Genomic DNA, 17,001 nt, shown 5'->3' on the forward strand with positions numbered 1-17,001 from the left:
CTCGAAAACGACTCCGCCCCGGACCTTTTCGAGTCCGGGGCAGAGTCGGGTCAGCGTGCTCTCACATGGGGAACATGTTGTGCTTGCGCGGGTTCGGCTTGCGCACCGCGCCCTTGTCGCGCAGCAGCCGCAGGGCCTTGCGGATCTCCAGGCGGGTGTCCGCCGGTTCGATGACCGCGTCGATGTAACCGCGCTCGGCGGCCACCCACGGGGTCGCCACGGTGGCGTTGTAGAAGTCGGTCATGTTCTGGCGCACCGTCTCCCGCTCTTCGGGCGGGGCGGCGGCGAGCTGCTTGCGGCCCACGATGCTGATCATGGATTCCGCGCCCATGACCGCCATGCGGGCGGTCGGCCACGCGAAGCTGATGTCCGCTCCGAGCTGCTTGCAACCCATCACCGCGTATCCGCCGCCGTAGGCCTTGCGGGTCACGATGGTGACGATGGGGGTGGTCGCCTCGATGAGCGCGCGGAACATGCGCCCGCCGCGCTTGATGACGCCGATCCGCTCCTCCTCGACGCCCGGCAGCACGCCGGGGGTGTCCACCACGTAGACCAGCGGAATGTCGTAGGCGTCGCACAGGCGGATGAAGTGCGCAGCCTTGTCCGAGCAGGCCGCGTCGAGCGCGCCGCCCAGCACGATCGGCTGATTGGCGACCACGCCGACCGGGCGGCCGTCGACGCGGGCGAATCCGGTGATCAGATTCTGCGCGGTGGCTTCGCTGATCTCGTGGAAGGTGCCGTCGTCGAAGATGCGCAGCAGCACGTCGTGCATGTCGTAGCCGACGCGATCGGAGTCCGGGATGATCTTGTTGAGTTCGAGGTCCGAGGCGGTGATCTCCGGCTCGAGGCCGGGGTTGATCACCGGCGGCTGCTCGAGGCAGCTGGTCGGCAGGAAGCTCAGGTATTCGCGGACCCACTCGAACGCGGCTTCCTCGCTGGGCGCCACGTGATGCAGGGTGCCGTTGCGGGCCTGCACGGCAGCGCCGCCCAGTTCCTCGGCGGTGATCTCCTCGCCGGTGACGGCCTTGATCACCTCGGGACCGGTGACGAACATGTAGGACTTGTCGGTGGCGACCAGGATGTCCATGTTCACCGGGCCGTAGACCGAGCCGGCCGCGCACTTGCCGAACATGATCGCGACCATCGGCACGTAGCCCGACAGGTCTTCCTGCAGCCGGCACATGAGCGCGTACCACGACAGTGAGGTCACGCCGTCCTGGATGCGCGCACCGCCCGAGTCGTTGATGCAGACGACGGGGCACGCGTTGTCGTACGCGAACTCCATGGCGGCGCGGACCTTGCGGCCGAACATCTCGCCCACGGAACCGCCGTACACGGTCGGATCGTGCGAGACGACCACGACCGGTCGACCGTCGATCGCACCGCGACCCGTGACCACGCCGTCGCCGTAATAGGCGTTGGGAACGCCGGGCTGCCGCATGAGGGCGCCCATCTCGACGAAACTGCCGGGGTCCAACAGGGTGCGAGCTCGCTCGCGGGCGCTCGGGATGCCCTTGGCTAGCCGCTTCTTGATCCCCGCTTCCCCGGTCGGTTCTTCGGCGATCTCGAGGAGCTTGCGCAGTTCCGCCAGCTTCTCCGCTGTACCCGTCATACTTCGGTCTTGCCTTTCGACTTCATCAGTGAGCCGGATCGCGACTCAGCCCGCCACGCTACCGTGCGGCACCGGTCGTCAACCACCGAACGCCCGGGTAATGTGCCGCACCGGGGCTGTCGGCGGGGGTGTGCACGACGTTACGGCGGAGATCTGAAACACGAACGGGCAGGTTTCACCGGCGGCGCAGCGAAGCGTGAGCAGATCCACACCGCTACACTGCGGCCCGTGAGCTCACCGATGACTGTGCGACCGGGGACGCCCGAGGTGATTCGACCCGATCTCGATACGTTCGGATTCGCGGAGTGGAAGCGGACCGCGATCGTGGGCGCCGTGCTGAGCGGCTCGGTCACCCGCAGCGTGCTCAAGAACGGGCTGCGACCGGCCAAGCGCAAGCGGGCCATGGCCGAGGGCGTGGTCGACGGCTTCGAGACGCTGGGCCCGATGTTCGTGAAGCTCGGCCAGCTGATCGCCTCCTCGCCGGGAGCGTTCCCGCGGGAACTGGCCGACGCCTGCCTGCGCTGCCTCGACGATGTGCCGCCCTTCCCGTCCGCCGACGCGCGCGCCATCATCGAAGCCGATCTCGGCAAGCCCATCTCCGAACTCTTCCTCGAGTTCCAGGACGAACCGCTCTCGGCGGCCTCCATCGCCCAGGTGCACGCGTGCGTGCTCGCGGACGGACGGCCCGCCGTCGTGAAGGTGCAGCGCCCCGAGATCGGCCGCCGCATGATCGTGGACCTGCGCGCCGCGATGCGCCTGGCCCGCGCCATGGAGAAGCGTTCGGAGAACGCCCGCGTCGCCAACACCCAGGCCGTGGTGCGCGATCTGTACGAGGCCACCGTCGCCGAGCTGAACTTCCTGATCGAGGCCGACAATCAGGCCCGCGCCCGGGAAAATCTGACCGCGTTCGGCGACAATTCCAATGTCGTTGTCCCCGAAGTCTATTGGGAATACTGCGCGCCCCGGGTGCTGGCCATGGAACGGATGCGCGGCATGCCGCTCGATCGTTTCGACGACATCCGCGCCGAGCACCCCGACTCGGAGATCCTGATCCGCCGCCTGGTCAAGGCGTGGATCGAGAGCGTCGCGGTGCACGGGCTGTTCCACGGTGACGTGCACGCGGGCAATCTCTGGCTGCTCGAGGACGGCCGGGTGGCCATGCTCGATTTCGGCATCGTCGGCCGGATGGAGGCCGAATGGCGCGAGTTCGTGCGCGCCCTGTTCTACGCCAGTTCCATCGACAACGACTTCCGCCCGGTCGCCCGGGCGCTGCGCAAACTCGACATGGTCTCGGACGACAGCGGCGACGACGCCACCATCGGCCGTCAGCTCGCCGTGGCCCTGGGACCGGTGCTGTCCGGCAGTCTGGACAAGCTCGACCTCGGCGTGGTGTCGGCCCGATTGCTCGAATTCGGCAAGCGCCGTGGCGCTTCGGGCCCGCAGCAGCTCATCATGATGGGCAAGCAGCTCGGCTACTTCGAGCGCTACGCCGTGGCACTGGCCCCCGGCTGGAAACTCGGCCGCGACCTGTATCTGTTCCGCAATGTGTTCCCCGAGGACGTCACCGCCAAGCTCGCCGAGACCGGCGCCGAACTCCCCGTGGACTGAGCCCGCGCGGCGAGCGAGTTCGGCGTTCATCGACCTGAGCCGAAGTATGGTCGGTGACAGGTGATTTCGAGGTCGGGAGAGTGCGGGATGGATCGGGAACAGTTCGCGGCGTCCGTGATCGAGACCTTGGGCGCGTACGGGGTGATGGACGCGGAGTACGTGCCCGCGGAGTTCTCCGTGCGGCACAGCGGCAGCCATATGCTCTTCCTGGGCAATGTGTTCCAGGATTGCGACGGTCTGCCGCCCGAGGAGCAGCGGGGTCTGATCGCCCGGTTCGTCGAGGCGATCATCGATCCCGATGTCACGCCGGAGAACTGGGACGAGGTGCGCCCGCTGCTGCGGGCGGTGCTGCGGCCGATCACGTACGGCATGGAGTGGGACAGCGGCGCGGGAATGCTGACCAGACCGGCGTTTCCGTTCGTCAACGAGGCCGTGGTGGTGGATCTGCCGCGCAGCCGGACCTACGTCTCGATGCGGGCGGTGCTGGAATGGGGCGTGGACCCGGAGGCCGTATTCGCTTGCGCGCGAGCGAATCTCGCCGAACTCGCCATGCCGGGTTCACCGGACGATCTGCACTACACCCGGATGGTCGACGGCGGCGACGCCTACGCGGTGTCCTGGCTGCTGGTGCCCGGCTGGCTGGCGAGCTACGGCGGAGGCGAGCATCGGCCGGTGGCATTCATTCCGGAGGACAACACGCTGCTGATCCTGCCCGATGATCCGGACCTGCTGGAGAAGGCGTTCGAGAGCATCGAGGACGAGTACGGTCAGGCGACCCGTCGAATCTCCCCGCAGGCCTACACGATCGACGATTCCGGCATGGTCGTGCCGCTGGACTGGCTCGAATCGCACCCCGCCCGCGCGCACGCCCTGCGCGCCCGCTGCGGCCTCGCCGTCACCGAGTACGGCGTCCAAACCCGGTTCCTCAACGAGAAATTCGAGCAGGACCTCGATCTGCGGCCCTACAGCGATGTGGAGGTGGCCTTCCCCAGCACGGTCGCCTACCAGGACAGCATCGACGGCCCGGTCACCTCGGCCGTCTGCGGAGAAGGCATCGAATACCTGCTGCCCGAAGCCGATTACCTGCACTTCGTGCGCGCGGACGCGGACGGCGACGTCGAACTGATCTGCACCGTCCCCTTCGACGACGCCATGGAGATCCTCGGCCTGATCCCGATCCAGGGCCTGAACCCGCCCCGGTTCGAACTGCGTCAGTGGCCGGACACGAACACCCTGGAGCTCCTGTGCGAGCGCTCGGTGACGCTGTAAGCCGTACCGCCACAGCGTGTTGCGAGCGGTCGTGGGGTCACGGCGGTTCCATCCCCGGGTACCCGACCCAGGGTGGGGTGAGCGCGTCGGGCCGGGCGGTGACGATCGCGGTGAATCAGCGGCCCGATGACGCGGTCACCACCGCGGCGGTGCGGAAGGTGTTCGACTCCGCGATCTGCGACTGACCTACGACCGCACCGCGGCCAGCACCTCGCCGAACGCGCCGATGATCACCCGATCGATCTGGCCCACGGCGCGTTCGATCGGCCCGATCGGCTGGAAGAGGTGGCTCAGCGCGAGTCGGACGACGGTCTCGATCATCGAATCCAGTTCGGAGTCCGGTACGCCGTCGAAGCCGTATTGCGCGCGGGCCGCGGTGGTGAGTGCGGCGATCGCGCGCCCGAGCACCGGTTCGGTCTCGGTCATCAGGCTCGGCAGCAACGCGGTGTCCTCGCTCGAGCGTCCCGAGAGCACGGCCTTGAGAAGCGTGTTGTCCGCGCCGGTCCGCAGCGTGTACTCCACCGCCTGCGTAATGCCCGCCACGGCGTCGTCGGGATGGGCGGCCAGGCTCTCGGCGATGCCGAGCAGGAAGACGTCGACCTCGGTGCGGATCACCACATCGGCGAGTTCCTGCCGGGTGCCGATCTCCTTGTAGAGCACCGGCCGGCTGACCCCGACCTCCTTCGCGACCCGCGACATATTGACCGCGCCCCAGCCCTCGTCACAGACGATGCGGCGTGCGGTGTCGATGACGCGCTCCCGCAGGAGTTGGCGCATCTCGGTCTGGAAGTTCGGCGCTTCAGCCACGCTCTCGATCGTATATGAGATCGGCATCTGTCCCACTGTTGACAACAAACCTTGATCTGTATGTAATGAATACACATCACGTGAAAGTGTAATCGGCGCAGTTCGGGTCAGGTATATGCCGCGTCCGGGCCGCGACCGCGCGGTGAATCGCCTGTCGGCGACCCGCCCGGGTTCTGCAAGGAGATCGACAATGACGACGTCTCGTATCGAAGAGTCGAAGGACTCCGCGCCCCCGCAGTGGCGCGATCGCAAGCGCTATCTGTGGCTCTTCGGCCTGGTGGCCCCGACAGCGATCTTCCTGACCACCGTCCTGGTGTGGGGCTTCAACCAGCTGGGCTGGGACGCGGTCGCTCCGGTGTGGTGGTGGATCGGCCCGCTGCTGGTCTACGTGCTGCTCCCGATCCTCGATCGCTTCTTCGGCCCGGACGGTCAGAACCCGCCGGACGAGGTGATGGAGATGCTCGAGAACGACAAGTACTACCGGTACTGCACCTACGCCTACATCCCGTTCCAGCTGCTGAGCCTGGTCTATGCCTGCTACCTGTGGACCGCGACGGATCTGTCCTGGCTGGGCATCGACGGCGGCCTGGGTCTGATCTCGAAGATCGGCCTCGCGCTGAGCATCGGCGTCATCGGCGGCGTCGGCATCAACACCGCGCACGAACTCGGCCACAAGAAGGACGAACTCGAGCGCTGGCTCTCCAAAGTCACTCTGGCGCAGACCTTCTACGGGCACTTCTACATCGAGCACAATCGCGGTCACCACGTGCGAGTCGCGACCCCGGAGGATCCGGCCAGCGCCCGCTTCGCCGAATCGTTCTGGACCTTCCTGCCGCGCAGCGTGTGGGGAAGCCTGCGCTCGTCGTGGGAGCTGGAGAAGGCGCGGCTCGAGCGACTGGGCAAGCGGCCGTGGACGATCCACAACGACGTGCTCAATGCCTGGCTGATGTCGGTGGTGCTGTGGGGCGTGCTGGTGGCCGTGTTCGGACCGGTGGTGCTGCCGTTCCTCGTCCTGCAGGGCGTCTACGGCTTCTGTCTGCTCGAGACCGTCAACTACCTCGAGCACTACGGGCTGCTGCGGCAGAAGACCGCCGCGGGCCGCTACGAGCGCTGCACTCCGCAGCACAGCTGGAACTCCGATCACATCGTCACCAACATCTTCCTGTACCACCTGCAGCGGCACAGCGATCATCACGCGAATCCGACTCGGCGCTATCAGATCCTGCGCAGCATGGACGGTGCGCCCAACCTGCCCAGCGGCTACGCCAGCATGATCGGCCTGGCGTACTTCCCGCCACTGTGGCGGCGCGTGATGGATCACCGCGTGCTCGAGCACTACAGCGGTGACATCACCCGGGTGAACATCCAGCCCCGCAAGCGGGCTCGGGTGCTGGCGCAGTACGGGGTCCGCTGATGTCCGCCTACCGCTGTCCCGTCTGCGACTACGTCTACGACGAAGCCATCGGCGCACCGCGCGAGGGCTTCCCGGCGGGCACTTCGTGGTCCGCGATCCCGGACGACTGGTGCTGCCCCGACTGCGGCGTCCGGGAAAAGGTCGACTTCGAATCCACTTCCGCCGCAACCGGCTCCGCCTGAAAGGCCCCGTCATGACTACCGATTTCCGACTCTTCCGCTGTGTGCAGTGCGGCTTCGAGTACGACGAGGCGCTGGGCTGGCCCGAGGACGGCATCGAGCCCGGCACCCGCTGGGACGACATCCCCGAGGACTGGTCGTGCCCGGACTGCGGCGCCGCGAAAGCCGATTTCGACATGGTCGAGGTCAGCCGCGCGTGAACGGCCGCATCGTGATCGCGGGCACCGGCGTCGCCGGTGCCACCGCCGCCAAAACGCTTCGCGCCGAGGGCTATCGGGGTGAGATCGTGCTGCTCGGCGCGGAGCCGGGATTGCCCTACCGACGCCCCATGGTGTCGAAGGAGTTGCTCGCCGGCACCGCCGAGGAACGCCGCACCCTCATCGCGGACGCGGAGTTCTGGCGCTCGCGCGAGATCGATCTGCGTCCGGGTGTCGTGGTCGAGCGCCTCGACGTCGATCGGACCCGGGTGGTGCTGGCCGACGGCAGCGAAATCGGTTACGACACGCTGCTTCTCGCGACCGGTGCGCGTGCTCGCCCGCTGCCGGGGACGAGCGGGGGAGCGTATGTGCTGCGCGCCCGGGCCGAGGTGGAACCGCTGCGCGCCGCACTCGCCGCCGGCTCGCTGCTGATCGTGGGCGGCGGTCTGATCGGCTGCGAGGTCGCCGCCACCGCCCGCGCTCTGGGGGCCGAAGTCACCGTTCTGCACGCCGGACTCACGCCGCTGGACCGGGTCGCCCCGAAGTTGCTCGGGGAGTTCTATCGAAACCTGCACGCGGAGAACGGCGTCGAGATCTGCACCGAGGTGCTGCTCGACCGTGTCGAGCAGGATCCGGATGGGGTGCTCGCCGTCGCCGCCGACGGGCGTACGTGGCGGGCCGGCGCCGCCCTGGTGGCGATCGGCTCTGTCCCGGACACCCGTCTCGCCGAGAGCGCCGGACTGCTCGTGAACGACGGAATCGTGGTGGACGAGCACTATCGCACCTCGGTCGAGGGGGTGTTCGCCGCGGGTGACGTGGCGACCCGTTTCGATCCTGAACGCGGCGCTCATGTGCGTGAGGAACATTGGAACAGCGCACAGGCCCACGGTGCGGCCGCCGCGAAGTCGATGCTCGGTATATCGCCCGGAACGCCCGAGGTGTCGTGGGGCTGGTCCATGCAATACGGGCTGAGTCTGCAGTTCGCGGGCCATATTCGGGAGGAAGACGAACTCGTCGTACGCGGGTCGTTCGACGACCCCGCGATCACCGTGCTGGGACTGCGTGGCGGGCGCCTGGTAGGCGCGGTAGGGGTGGGTCGACCTGCGGATATCCGGGCTGCCCGGGATCTCATCGGGAAGCATGCGCACCTCGATCCGGTGGCCTGCGCCGATGAATCGCTGGCACTCGGCGCGGTGGCGACCGGTATCGAGACGGTGGCTCTATCGAATTGAGCTAACCGGCCGCAAAATGTGAAAAGCCATTGAACGAATTTCTTCGTTCAATGGCTTTTCGTTTGCCCGTGTATTGCTGAAACTGCCGCCCCGTAAATCGCGCGCCCGCGGGCGCGCATTCTTCACCCGTATCCGCGCGCGGGTCAAGGATCGAGGAAAACCAGTGAAGACTGACACGTCAGTCGGGAAACTGTATTAGTGTCCCAGTCGGTCGGGATCGACTCCGGCCAACGTGGGGTCAGCGGGGTGGTAGGCATTGGTCGACAAGGTTATTCGGGGGCCGGAGCCGTTGGTACGGCAGGGCACCGAGTTCGTGCTCTCGGGGTTGCGCACCTTCGGACGCACACTCCAGTTGGCGGTGGCGGCGTTTCGCTACCTGTTCACCGACATCGCCGGATTGCGCCATCCGTGGCGTGACACGGTGCAGCAGGGGTGGTTCATCGTCAGCGTGACCGCGATTCCCGCTGTGCTGGTATCGATTCCGTTCGGCGTGATCGTCGCGGTCCAGGTCGGCAGCCTGACCCAGCAGGTCGGGGCCAGCTCGGTCTCGGGCGCGGCCGGCGGGCTGGGGGTCATTCGACAAGGCGCGCCCATGGTCACCGCGCTGCTGCTCGGCGGCGCCGCGGGTTCGGCCATCGCCGCGGACCTGGGCGCACGCACCATCCGCGACGAAGTGGATGCGCTGCGCGTCATGGGCATCGACCCGGTGCGCCGGTTGGTCGCACCGCGCCTGGCGGCCATGCTGGTGCTCACGCCGCTGCTGTGCATGCTGATCATCTTCATGGGCGTGTTCACCGGATACGTGATCGCCGTCGGCTTCCAGGGCGTGACGCCCGGCAGCTACCTGTCCGCCTTCGCGGCGTTCGCCAAGATGAGCGACCTCGGGGTGGCGATTCTCAAGGCGGTCCTGTTCGGCATCATCGTGCTGATCGTGTCCTGCCAGCGCGGTCTCGAGGCCAAGAACGGTCCCAAGGGCGTGGCCAACGCGGTGAACGCGGCGGTGGTGATCGGCGTGATCGCGGCCTTCGGCGTGAATCTCGTCATCACGCAGCTGGTGTCGATGTTCCTGCCGACGCAGGTGGGCTGATGACGCAGACTCCCGCCCGCTATCAACCGCTCGGCGTGGTCGGCAAGATCGCCGAGCGCGGTGTGCGAGCACCCATGTCGGTGTTCGAAACACTCGGGCACCAGGCGACTTTCGTCTACGAGGTACTGGCCGCCATCCCACACACGCTGCGGGTGTACCGGCGCCAGACCATGCTCATCCTGTCCGACATCACCTGGGGCTCGGGTGCGATCATCGTGGGCGGCGGCACCGTCGCGGTGCTGGCCTTCCTGGGCATCGCGGTCGGCGGCTCCATCGGCGTGGAGGGTTTCACCGCGCTGAACATGGTCGGCATGGGTCCGCTCACCGGGTTCGTCTCGGCCTACGCCAACACCCGCGAGATGGCGCCCATGGTGGCGGCGATCGGATTCGCCGCGCAGGCCGGTTGCCGCATGACGGCCGAGATCGGCTCCATGCGCATCTCCGAGGAGATCGACGCGCTCGAGGCGATCGGCATCCGGCCGATGCCCTTCGTGGTGACCACCCGCGTCATCGCGGGCGTGATCACCATCGTGCCGCTGCACCTGCTCACGCTCATCCTGTCGTACCTCTCGTGCGCGACAGTGGTGAACGTGCTGCACGGGCAGTCCTCGGGCACCTACTACCACTACTTCGACGCCTTCCTGCAACCCAGCGACGTGCTGGCCTCACTGCTCAAGGCGACGATCTTCGTGGTCGCCATCATTCTCATCCACGGTTACCAGGGCTTCTACGCCTCGGGCGGCCCGGAGGGCGTGGGCCGAGCCTCGGGCCGGGCCATTCGCGCCAGCCTGGTGCTGGTGGTCATCCTGGACATGATCCTGACGATCGTGATCTGGGGCCTGGATGTCGGCATTCGGATCTCGGGGTAGATCATGGGCGTTTTTCAGGATCACTCCGGGCGCAGTGCCGGACGGTGGGCGCTGCGGGCGCGCGGACTCGCCTTCGCGGTCGTCATCGTGACGGTGGCGGTCATCGTGAGTTCGTATGCGCGCGGCTCGTTCTCGGACCGGTTCGCGCTGACGGTGGACGCGTCCACCCTCGGTGAGGGGCTCGCGCCGGGCGCGGAGGTGAAGTTCCGCGGGTACGCGGTCGGCACCGTGCGCGCGGTGCAGACCGTCGGCTACGGGCATCAGCGCATCGATCTGGACATCGACCGCCGCCAGGCGGGCGCGCTGACCGAGGGCGTGACCGCGCGCTTCACTTCCTCGAATGTCTTCGGTTCCAGCGCAATCGAATTGGTGGCTGCCGACGGGGGCGCGCCACTGCGTGAGAACGCGGTCCTCTCGATCGGCGAGGGCGCGACGAACGCGACCGTCGCCGGGGTTTTCCGGCGTGCGGCCCGGCTCACCCAGGTGCTGGATTCGGATGCGGTGCACCGGCTCATCGATCTGATGCTCGACAATGCCGCGAGCCTGACCCCGGTGCTGCGCTCGTTCTTCGAGACCGCCCGCATGCTGGCCGAGGGGCAGCAGGCCCCGCTGGGGCACTACCTCGGCATCGGCGCCGATATGACCGGCGCGTTCGCGGACCTCACCCCCTCGGCCGGGCACGCGGTGCTCGGGGTGCTCGAGCAGAGCGCCTATTTCGGTGACGCGGTGAACCAGGCGCGCACCAACAAGGCGACCGACGGCGTGGACCAGACAGTGCTGCTGGGGATTTCGGATCTGCTGACGAAACACGATCCGGAGCTGGCGGCGGTGCTGAGTTCGGTGCTGGATCTGGCGGTGCCGATCTCGGTGTCGCTCGGCACTGTCACACCGGCATACAACCGGATCCCGAACCTGTTGCGGGCCGTGGACGGCGCGCTGCCGGTGGTGGACGGCAAGGTGCAGCTGCAATTGGAGCTGATCGTGAGAACCATGCCGTACCTGGCCGATTCGCTGGACGGAGGCGCGCGATGAACGATGTGCTCAGATCCTCGCTCAAACTGACGGTGTTCCTGCTGGTGGTGGCGGCCTGTTCGACCTTCATCATCACCGCGCTGCGCACTCCGATCCCGGGCCGGAAGGTCACCTACGACGCGGTGTTCACCGATGTCTCGGGTCTGTTCGCCGGTGATTCGGTGCGCATGTCCGGTGTCGCGGTGGGCAAGGTGGAAACGGTGGCGCTGGACGGAGTCCGGGCCCGCGTGCACTTCACCGTCGACGATTCCCGGCCGATCTACCAGAGCACCAAGGCCGCGGTGCGGTACCAGAACCTGATCGGGCAGCGCTATGTCGAGCTGCTGCCCGAGGGGCAGGGCGGCACGAAACTGGCGGCGGGGTCCACGATTCCGGTCGAGCGCACCATTCCCAGCTTCGATGTGTCCAAGCTCTTCAACGGCTTCAAGCCGATGTTCGACACTCTGGATCCGGAGCAGCTCAACCAGTTCGGCAACAACCTGCTCCGGGTCATCCAGGGCGACGGGTCCGGTATCGGACCGGTGCTCGCGGACCTGGACAAGCTCACCAAGCACGCCCGCAACAGCGAGGCGGTGATCGTGCTGCTGATCCGCAATCTCGGTCTGGTGTCCGATGCGATCGGCGGAAAATCCCAGGCCGTAGGGGATCTGGTGCGGCAGCTGAGCGCGATTCTGACCCAGTTCACCAGCAAGACCGACACCATCCTGTCCGCCATCGATTCGGTGAAGTCCACACTGGCCCCGCTGATCCCACTGCTGGAGGAGACGCGCGACGCCTACGACACGGCCTACGGTCCGGTCGACGGCTTGCTGCGACGGCTGATCCCGCAGACCGACCAACTCACCCGGATCCTGGCTGTCACACCGCAACTGGTCACCGGTCTGAACGAGACCGTTCCGGGCCAGGGTGTGAAACCGCGGATCTCGTGCTCGAACGGGGAGGCCGCCATGCCCGCGCTCGCGGAGGTCATCCTGTCCACCCAGAACCTGGTGGTGTGCAAATGAAGGCTCTGATCTCCTATGCCGGCGATCTGATCGCCGGTCGCGGTGACCAGCCGAACCAATTGCGCTGGGGTATAGCGGGAGTCGCGATCTGCGCGGTCCTGCTGCTGGCCGCGGGGGCGCTGTACGTGATCCCGTTCGGACAGCGCACCTACGTGGCGGACTTCAAGATCTCCGGCGGTGCCCGGCCCGGTGAGGAGGTCCGGGTGGCAGGCATCAATGTCGGCAAGATCAGCGCGGTGGACCTGGTCGGTGACCACGTCGAGGTGAGCTTCACCGTGAAGGACGATGTGCGGGTCGGTGATCTGTCGGCGGTGGAGGTCAAGATGCTGACTCCCATCGGCGGGCATTACCTGGCCCTGGCTCCGGCGGGCGAGAAGACGCTGGGCTCGAAACACATTCCGCCCGAACGCACCACGACCCCGTTCGAGCTCAGCGACATCCTCGACAAGGGCACCCCCATCTTCGGCAAGGTCGACGCGGGCACCACCCGCGACACCATCGCCGAACTGAACAAGGCGCTGAGCGGGCAACCGGACGCGCTGCGGGGCGTGATCTCCAATGCCAACGAGCTGACCGGTCTGCTGGCCGATCGCACCCGGCAACTCGACTCGGCCCTACAGGTATCGGACGAATACGTCGCCGCCATCGCGGACGACAAGGCCGTGGTGGCCGACTTCGTCCGGCAGCTCGGCACCGTCGCAGATCGGCTCGGTAGCCGCAAGGAAGACGTGGTCGATGCGTTCAACCTGGTGAAACGGCTGCTTGTGGTGCTGCACCGGCCGATCATGGCCTACGGCGACACCCTGGAACCGTCCGTCACCCAGCTCGAGCAGCTGTTCTCCAAACTCTTCGAGGATCCGAACCGGCTCGACACCGTGGTGAACGGGCTGCGCGAGGTGATCGCCAAGCTGACCGCGATGCTCGGGACCCAGGTGAAGATCGATCAACTCGCCCAGGGCGTGCAGGTGTGTATTCCGTTCGAAGGCAGGGCGTGCTGATGCGGTGGGCTGGAAAAAGCTGGGGCAGAGCGGGACTCGCCGCTGGCGTCGCCGTCGCGGTGGTCGCCGCGGGTGTGGCGGGGGTGACGTGGGCGAGCACGGTGCGCGAGTCGACGCAGAGCGTCTGCGCCGAGTTCACCGATACCGTCGGCCTGTACGAAGGCAACAGCGTGACCATGCTGGGTGTGGACGTCGGCACCGTGTCGAAGATCGAAGCGCTCGGTGACCGCATGCGGGTCACCATGTCGCTCGGTGAGAAGGTGACCCTGCCCGCCGATATCGAGGCCGTCACCATGTCGAGCTCGATCGTCACCGATCGGCACGTGGAACTGACCAGGCCGTACACCGCGGGCCCACGGTTCGATACCGCGAAATGCATTGCGCTCGAGCACACCAGGACGCCGATCGGGATCAGTGAGGCGCTCGATTCCATGGGCAGACTGGCCGGGGATCTGACCGGTGGCAGCGCGGGAGACGGTAAGCCCGACACCCTGCTGAACGACACCCTCACCGCGGCGAACAACGCCCTCGACGGCACCGGCCAGGACTGGAATCAGTTGCTGCAGCGACTGTCCGCGGTCGTCGGCGATCCGGCGCAGAAGGATGTGGTGTTCCGGCGGCTGGTGGACAACCTCGACCAGCTCACCACCATGTTCATCACCAACTGGCCCGATATGGCGGCGGTGCTGGACAATCTGCGCAACGGCCTGCAGTTGATCGGGGAGTTCTCCACCGAGTTCGCCGGTGCGGTGGACATCGCGGTGGAGTTCCTGCCGGTGCTGGCGCGCAATGTCGGCAAGTACGACGAGCAGGTCTTCGCGTTCCTGGACCAGATACTCCCGCAGGCACACGATTTCGTGCAGCGCTATCAGGGCGACATCGGTGATCTGCTCGCGCAACTGCCGCCGCTGGCGGCGCAGCTACCGCAGGCCGGTGCCCGATGAGACGAATCCTGATCAAGGCGGTGCCCGCACTAACCGCGCTCACGCTGGTGCTGACCGGCTGCGGGGTGAAGGCCACCGACATCCCGATCCCGGGCACCTACCCCAGCGGCGAGACCTACACCGTCCGAATCGAATTCGGCTCCGTGCTGAACCTGCCGGATCGGGCGAAGGTCATCGCCGACGGCGTCGAGATCGGCATGCTCGACCATATCGATCTGATCGGCAGCACCGCCGTCGCGACGGTGAAACTGCACAGCGACGCCAAGCTGTCCAAGTCCTCCACCGCGGAACTGCGCCAGAGCACCATTCTCGGCGATATCCACATCGCGCTGGAGGCGCCGAAGAACGCCGACACCGGATTCCTGCGGAACGGCGACGTCATTCCGGCATCGCAGACCGTGCCCGCGACCAATGTCGAGGACATTCTGCGGGCCCTGTCGAACATCGTGACCGGTGGCCGCTGGGCGGATGTGGCCAAGGTCGTCGAGGACGTGAACGCGGCGTTCCCGGCCGATCCGGCCGAACTGGATCGGGTGAACACGGCGGGGCGGGCGGCGCTGAGCGATATGGCCGCGCACACCGCCGATCTGGATCGGATTCTCGCTTCGGCACAGCAGATTTCGGGCCGCCTGGAGGCGGGACGCGGTGCGGTGGACAGCATTCTGACCCTCGGTCCCGACCGTGCCGCGGGCCTGTCGGGGGTGTTGTTCAATGTGGTGAAGCTGATCATCAGCGGTGGCGGACTGGCCCGCAATGTCGGGGATCTGCTGCTGCCGCACGTGGGTGATCTGCAATCGATCGTGTCGATCCTCGCGCCCGCCGCGCTCACCGTCGGCTATGCCGACATCACCGTGGGCGAGAACCTGGAAACCTTCGACACCCTGTTGCGCGAGAAGCTGATTCCGCTGCTGAACGCACCGGATGTGAACATCCGCCGGGCATCGGCGGACGTGCAGGCGGACCAGCTCATCGCCACCCTGCGCTCGATCGGGATGACGCCGTGAAACTCTCCTTCTCCGGGCCGGTGTCGCTGGCCCTGCTGACCGTGCTGACCCTGCTGTGCGGCAGCTATATGGCGGTCGGGGTGCTGAATCTGGATCCGCGCCGCGAAACCAACACGGTCACAGTGCTGTTGGACTCCTCGGGTGGCCTCATGAAGACCTCGGAGGTGACACTGCGCGGATTGCCCATCGGGAAGGTGCGCGATATCGCCGCGACCGTGCGGGGCTTGGCGGTGAAGGTCGAATACGACTCGAAGTACCGCATTCCCGTCGACAGCCCGGTGCAGATCTCGAACCTCTCGGCCGCCGGTGAGCAGTTCCTGGACTTCCGGCCCACGGGCTCGGCGGGGCCGTTCCTGCGTGACGGCGGCAGCGTGCCGACCCGCCAGGTGCGCACCGCCACCACGGTCGGTGACGCCCTGTCCAAGCTGGATGCCCTGACGGCGCAACTGGATCCGGCGAAACTCACGAATCTGGCCACCACCGTCGCCGCGGGCTTCGAGGGTCGCGACGCCGACGTGGCGAACCTGACCAAGGCCCTGGTCGGAACCGCGAATCTGTTGCACGACAAGCGCGCTGCCATCGCCCGGTTGTACACGAATCTGCAGACCCTCGGAGATCGGTTCGACGGTCGTGCGCCCGGGCTGAGCGCGGCGGCGGGCGATATCGACTCCGCGCTGCCGGAACTGCTGCATATCATCGCCGCGTTCCAGAACTACTCGAACGTCGGCGAGCACATCTTCGACGATCCGATCGGTCCGCTGGTGACCAAGATCGACGACTACCTCGCCCTGATCGGCCCCGACCTGGGCTTCATCGCCACCGCGCTGAAACCGTCGACCAGCGTGGTCAAACCGCTGCGCGTGGACGCCGGATCGATCGTGGACCTGCTGGCCACGGTGTTCCCCGGCGACGGCGCGGCCCATGTCGGCATCGACGTCCCCCGATAGAGAGAAGGCACTCGTGAGCGAGACCGACAAGACTCCGGAACCGGTTGTGTCGCTGGGCAAAACGGCGGACGAGGACACCGCCGAGACCACGGCGCCGGTCGAGACCTCGGCCGGTGGTCAGGCCCCGGCTGTCGATGAGATCCCGGCCGTTGATGAGATTTCGGCCCCCGCCGAGGTCCCGGCGCCGCCGTCGCCGGCGAGGCCCGCTGCGGCCGCGCCGTCCACACCCATGCCGGAAGCCCTCCCGTCCAAATCCTTCCGGGAGCGCGCCTATCCGGTCCTCATCGCGGCGGCCGCGATCCTGGCGGTGGCGACCATCACGTTCGGCGTCCTGTGGAAGGGTTCAGCAGGCGATCTCGATGCGCTGAAAACGTCGAACTCCGACCGGGAGCGCGCGGGCGAGGTCGCCCGGGACTACACCCTGCGCTCGCTGACCTACGACTACAAGAACCTGCCCGCGTTCTTCGACGGCGTGCAGCGCGGCGCCTCGGACAGTCTGCGCAACCGCTATGTCGAGGTGCACGACACCCTCACCGCGATCATGACGCAGGCGCAGGTGGTGGCCACCGGCCAGGTGCTGGGCACCTCGGTGGAGGCCAAGGGCGGCGACCAGTACACGGTGACGGTCTTCGCCACCCAGCGCACCCAGAACGTCCAGCAGGCCGAGGCGGTCACCAAGCCCAATCTGCTGGTGGTGACGGTGGGCCGTGACGGCGGCGACTGGGTGGTGGTGGACTACGGCGAGAAGGACTCTCCCGCAAAGCTTCCCGCCGCCAAGGACGGAGCCGCGAAATAGCC

Annotated in this window: 17 protein-coding genes; 15 read left to right on the forward strand and 2 right to left on the reverse strand. The window is 67.0% G+C overall.

Features of this window, described 5'->3' with window-relative positions; all coding sequences use genetic code 11:
* Nucleotides 1–61 precede the first annotated feature (61 nt).
* On the reverse strand, nt 62–1,612 hold the full coding sequence (locus NJ1_RS07215; protein WP_067689154.1) for an acyl-CoA carboxylase subunit beta: 1,551 nt from the start codon (nt 1,610–1,612) through the stop codon (nt 62–64).
* A 240-nt stretch (nt 1,613–1,852) separates the two neighbouring features.
* Between NJ1_RS07215 and NJ1_RS07220 the strand changes: the two genes are divergently transcribed.
* Both NJ1_RS07220 and NJ1_RS07225 read left to right on the forward strand, forming a co-directional pair.
* Nucleotides 1,853–3,220, forward strand: coding sequence for an ABC1 kinase family protein (locus tag NJ1_RS07220; RefSeq protein WP_067689156.1), 1,368 nt, complete (start codon nt 1,853–1,855; stop codon nt 3,218–3,220).
* Nucleotides 3,221–3,307: 87 nt separating this feature from the next.
* Nucleotides 3,308–4,489 carry a DUF1444 domain-containing protein gene (locus NJ1_RS07225; protein ID WP_084477833.1) on the forward strand — a complete coding sequence of 394 codons (1,182 nt, stop codon included), beginning with the start codon at nt 3,308–3,310 and terminating at the stop codon, nt 4,487–4,489.
* 186 nt (nt 4,490–4,675) lie between these two features.
* Here NJ1_RS07225 and NJ1_RS07230 read toward each other — a convergent pair whose 3' ends face one another.
* Nucleotides 4,676–5,296, reverse strand: coding sequence for a TetR family transcriptional regulator (locus NJ1_RS07230; protein ID WP_067689292.1), 621 nt, complete (start codon nt 5,294–5,296; stop codon nt 4,676–4,678).
* Between the two features lie 190 nt (nt 5,297–5,486).
* Between NJ1_RS07230 and NJ1_RS07235 the strand changes: the two genes are divergently transcribed.
* The 13 genes from NJ1_RS07235 (at nt 5,487) to NJ1_RS07295 (ending at nt 16,999) form a co-directional block, all read left to right on the forward strand.
* Nucleotides 5,487–6,710: an alkane 1-monooxygenase gene (locus tag NJ1_RS07235; RefSeq protein ID WP_067689158.1), complete on the forward strand. Its 1,224-nt coding sequence runs from the start codon at nt 5,487–5,489 to the stop codon at nt 6,708–6,710.
* Nucleotides 6,710–6,892, forward strand: coding sequence for a rubredoxin (locus NJ1_RS07240; RefSeq protein ID WP_067689161.1), 183 nt, complete (start codon nt 6,710–6,712; stop codon nt 6,890–6,892). The genes NJ1_RS07235 and NJ1_RS07240 overlap by 1 nt, the downstream gene beginning before the upstream one ends.
* A gap of 11 nt (nt 6,893–6,903) precedes the next feature.
* Nucleotides 6,904–7,089, forward strand: coding sequence for a rubredoxin (locus NJ1_RS07245; protein ID WP_067689163.1), 186 nt, complete (start codon nt 6,904–6,906; stop codon nt 7,087–7,089).
* Complete coding sequence (locus NJ1_RS07250) at nt 7,086–8,318, forward strand: NAD(P)/FAD-dependent oxidoreductase (protein WP_067689165.1); 1,233 nt, start codon at nt 7,086–7,088, stop codon at nt 8,316–8,318. The genes NJ1_RS07245 and NJ1_RS07250 overlap by 4 nt, the downstream gene beginning before the upstream one ends.
* A 271-nt stretch (nt 8,319–8,589) precedes the next feature.
* Complete coding sequence (locus NJ1_RS07255) at nt 8,590–9,405, forward strand: MlaE family ABC transporter permease (RefSeq protein WP_067689295.1); 816 nt, start codon at nt 8,590–8,592, stop codon at nt 9,403–9,405.
* Nucleotides 9,405–10,274, forward strand: a complete 870-nt coding sequence (locus NJ1_RS07260; protein ID WP_084477835.1) for an MlaE family ABC transporter permease — start codon at nt 9,405–9,407, stop codon at nt 10,272–10,274. The genes NJ1_RS07255 and NJ1_RS07260 overlap by 1 nt, the downstream gene beginning before the upstream one ends.
* A 3-nt stretch (nt 10,275–10,277) precedes the next feature.
* Nucleotides 10,278–11,306: an MlaD family protein gene (locus tag NJ1_RS07265; RefSeq protein ID WP_067689167.1), complete on the forward strand. Its 1,029-nt coding sequence runs from the start codon at nt 10,278–10,280 to the stop codon at nt 11,304–11,306.
* A complete protein-coding gene (locus NJ1_RS07270; protein WP_067689168.1) occupies nt 11,303–12,310 on the forward strand; it encodes an MCE family protein in 1,008 nt (335 codons plus the stop codon). The genes NJ1_RS07265 and NJ1_RS07270 overlap by 4 nt, the downstream gene beginning before the upstream one ends.
* The gene (locus NJ1_RS07275) at nt 12,307–13,308 is read left to right on the forward strand and encodes an MCE family protein (protein WP_067689171.1); all 1,002 of its coding nucleotides are present in this window, start codon (nt 12,307–12,309) and stop codon (nt 13,306–13,308) included. The genes NJ1_RS07270 and NJ1_RS07275 overlap by 4 nt, the downstream gene beginning before the upstream one ends.
* Nucleotides 13,308–14,252 (forward strand): MCE family protein, encoded by a 945-nt coding sequence (locus NJ1_RS07280; RefSeq protein WP_157573817.1) that lies wholly within the window; start codon nt 13,308–13,310, stop codon nt 14,250–14,252. The genes NJ1_RS07275 and NJ1_RS07280 overlap by 1 nt, the downstream gene beginning before the upstream one ends.
* On the forward strand, nt 14,249–15,256 hold the full coding sequence (locus NJ1_RS07285) for an MlaD family protein (protein ID WP_067689175.1): 1,008 nt from the start codon (nt 14,249–14,251) through the stop codon (nt 15,254–15,256). The genes NJ1_RS07280 and NJ1_RS07285 overlap by 4 nt, the downstream gene beginning before the upstream one ends.
* Nucleotides 15,253–16,203 carry an MlaD family protein gene (locus NJ1_RS07290; protein ID WP_067689178.1) on the forward strand — a complete coding sequence of 317 codons (951 nt, stop codon included), beginning with the start codon at nt 15,253–15,255 and terminating at the stop codon, nt 16,201–16,203. Before NJ1_RS07285 ends, NJ1_RS07290 begins: the two co-directional genes overlap by 4 nt.
* Before the next feature lie 13 nt (nt 16,204–16,216).
* Nucleotides 16,217–16,999, forward strand: a complete 783-nt coding sequence (locus NJ1_RS07295) for a hypothetical protein (RefSeq protein WP_084477836.1) — start codon at nt 16,217–16,219, stop codon at nt 16,997–16,999.
* Nucleotides 17,000–17,001: the final 2 nt, after the last annotated feature.

Source organism: Nocardia jejuensis NBRC 103114 (genome assembly GCF_001613145.1).
Lineage (GTDB): Bacteria > Actinomycetota > Actinomycetes > Mycobacteriales > Mycobacteriaceae > Nocardia > Nocardia jejuensis.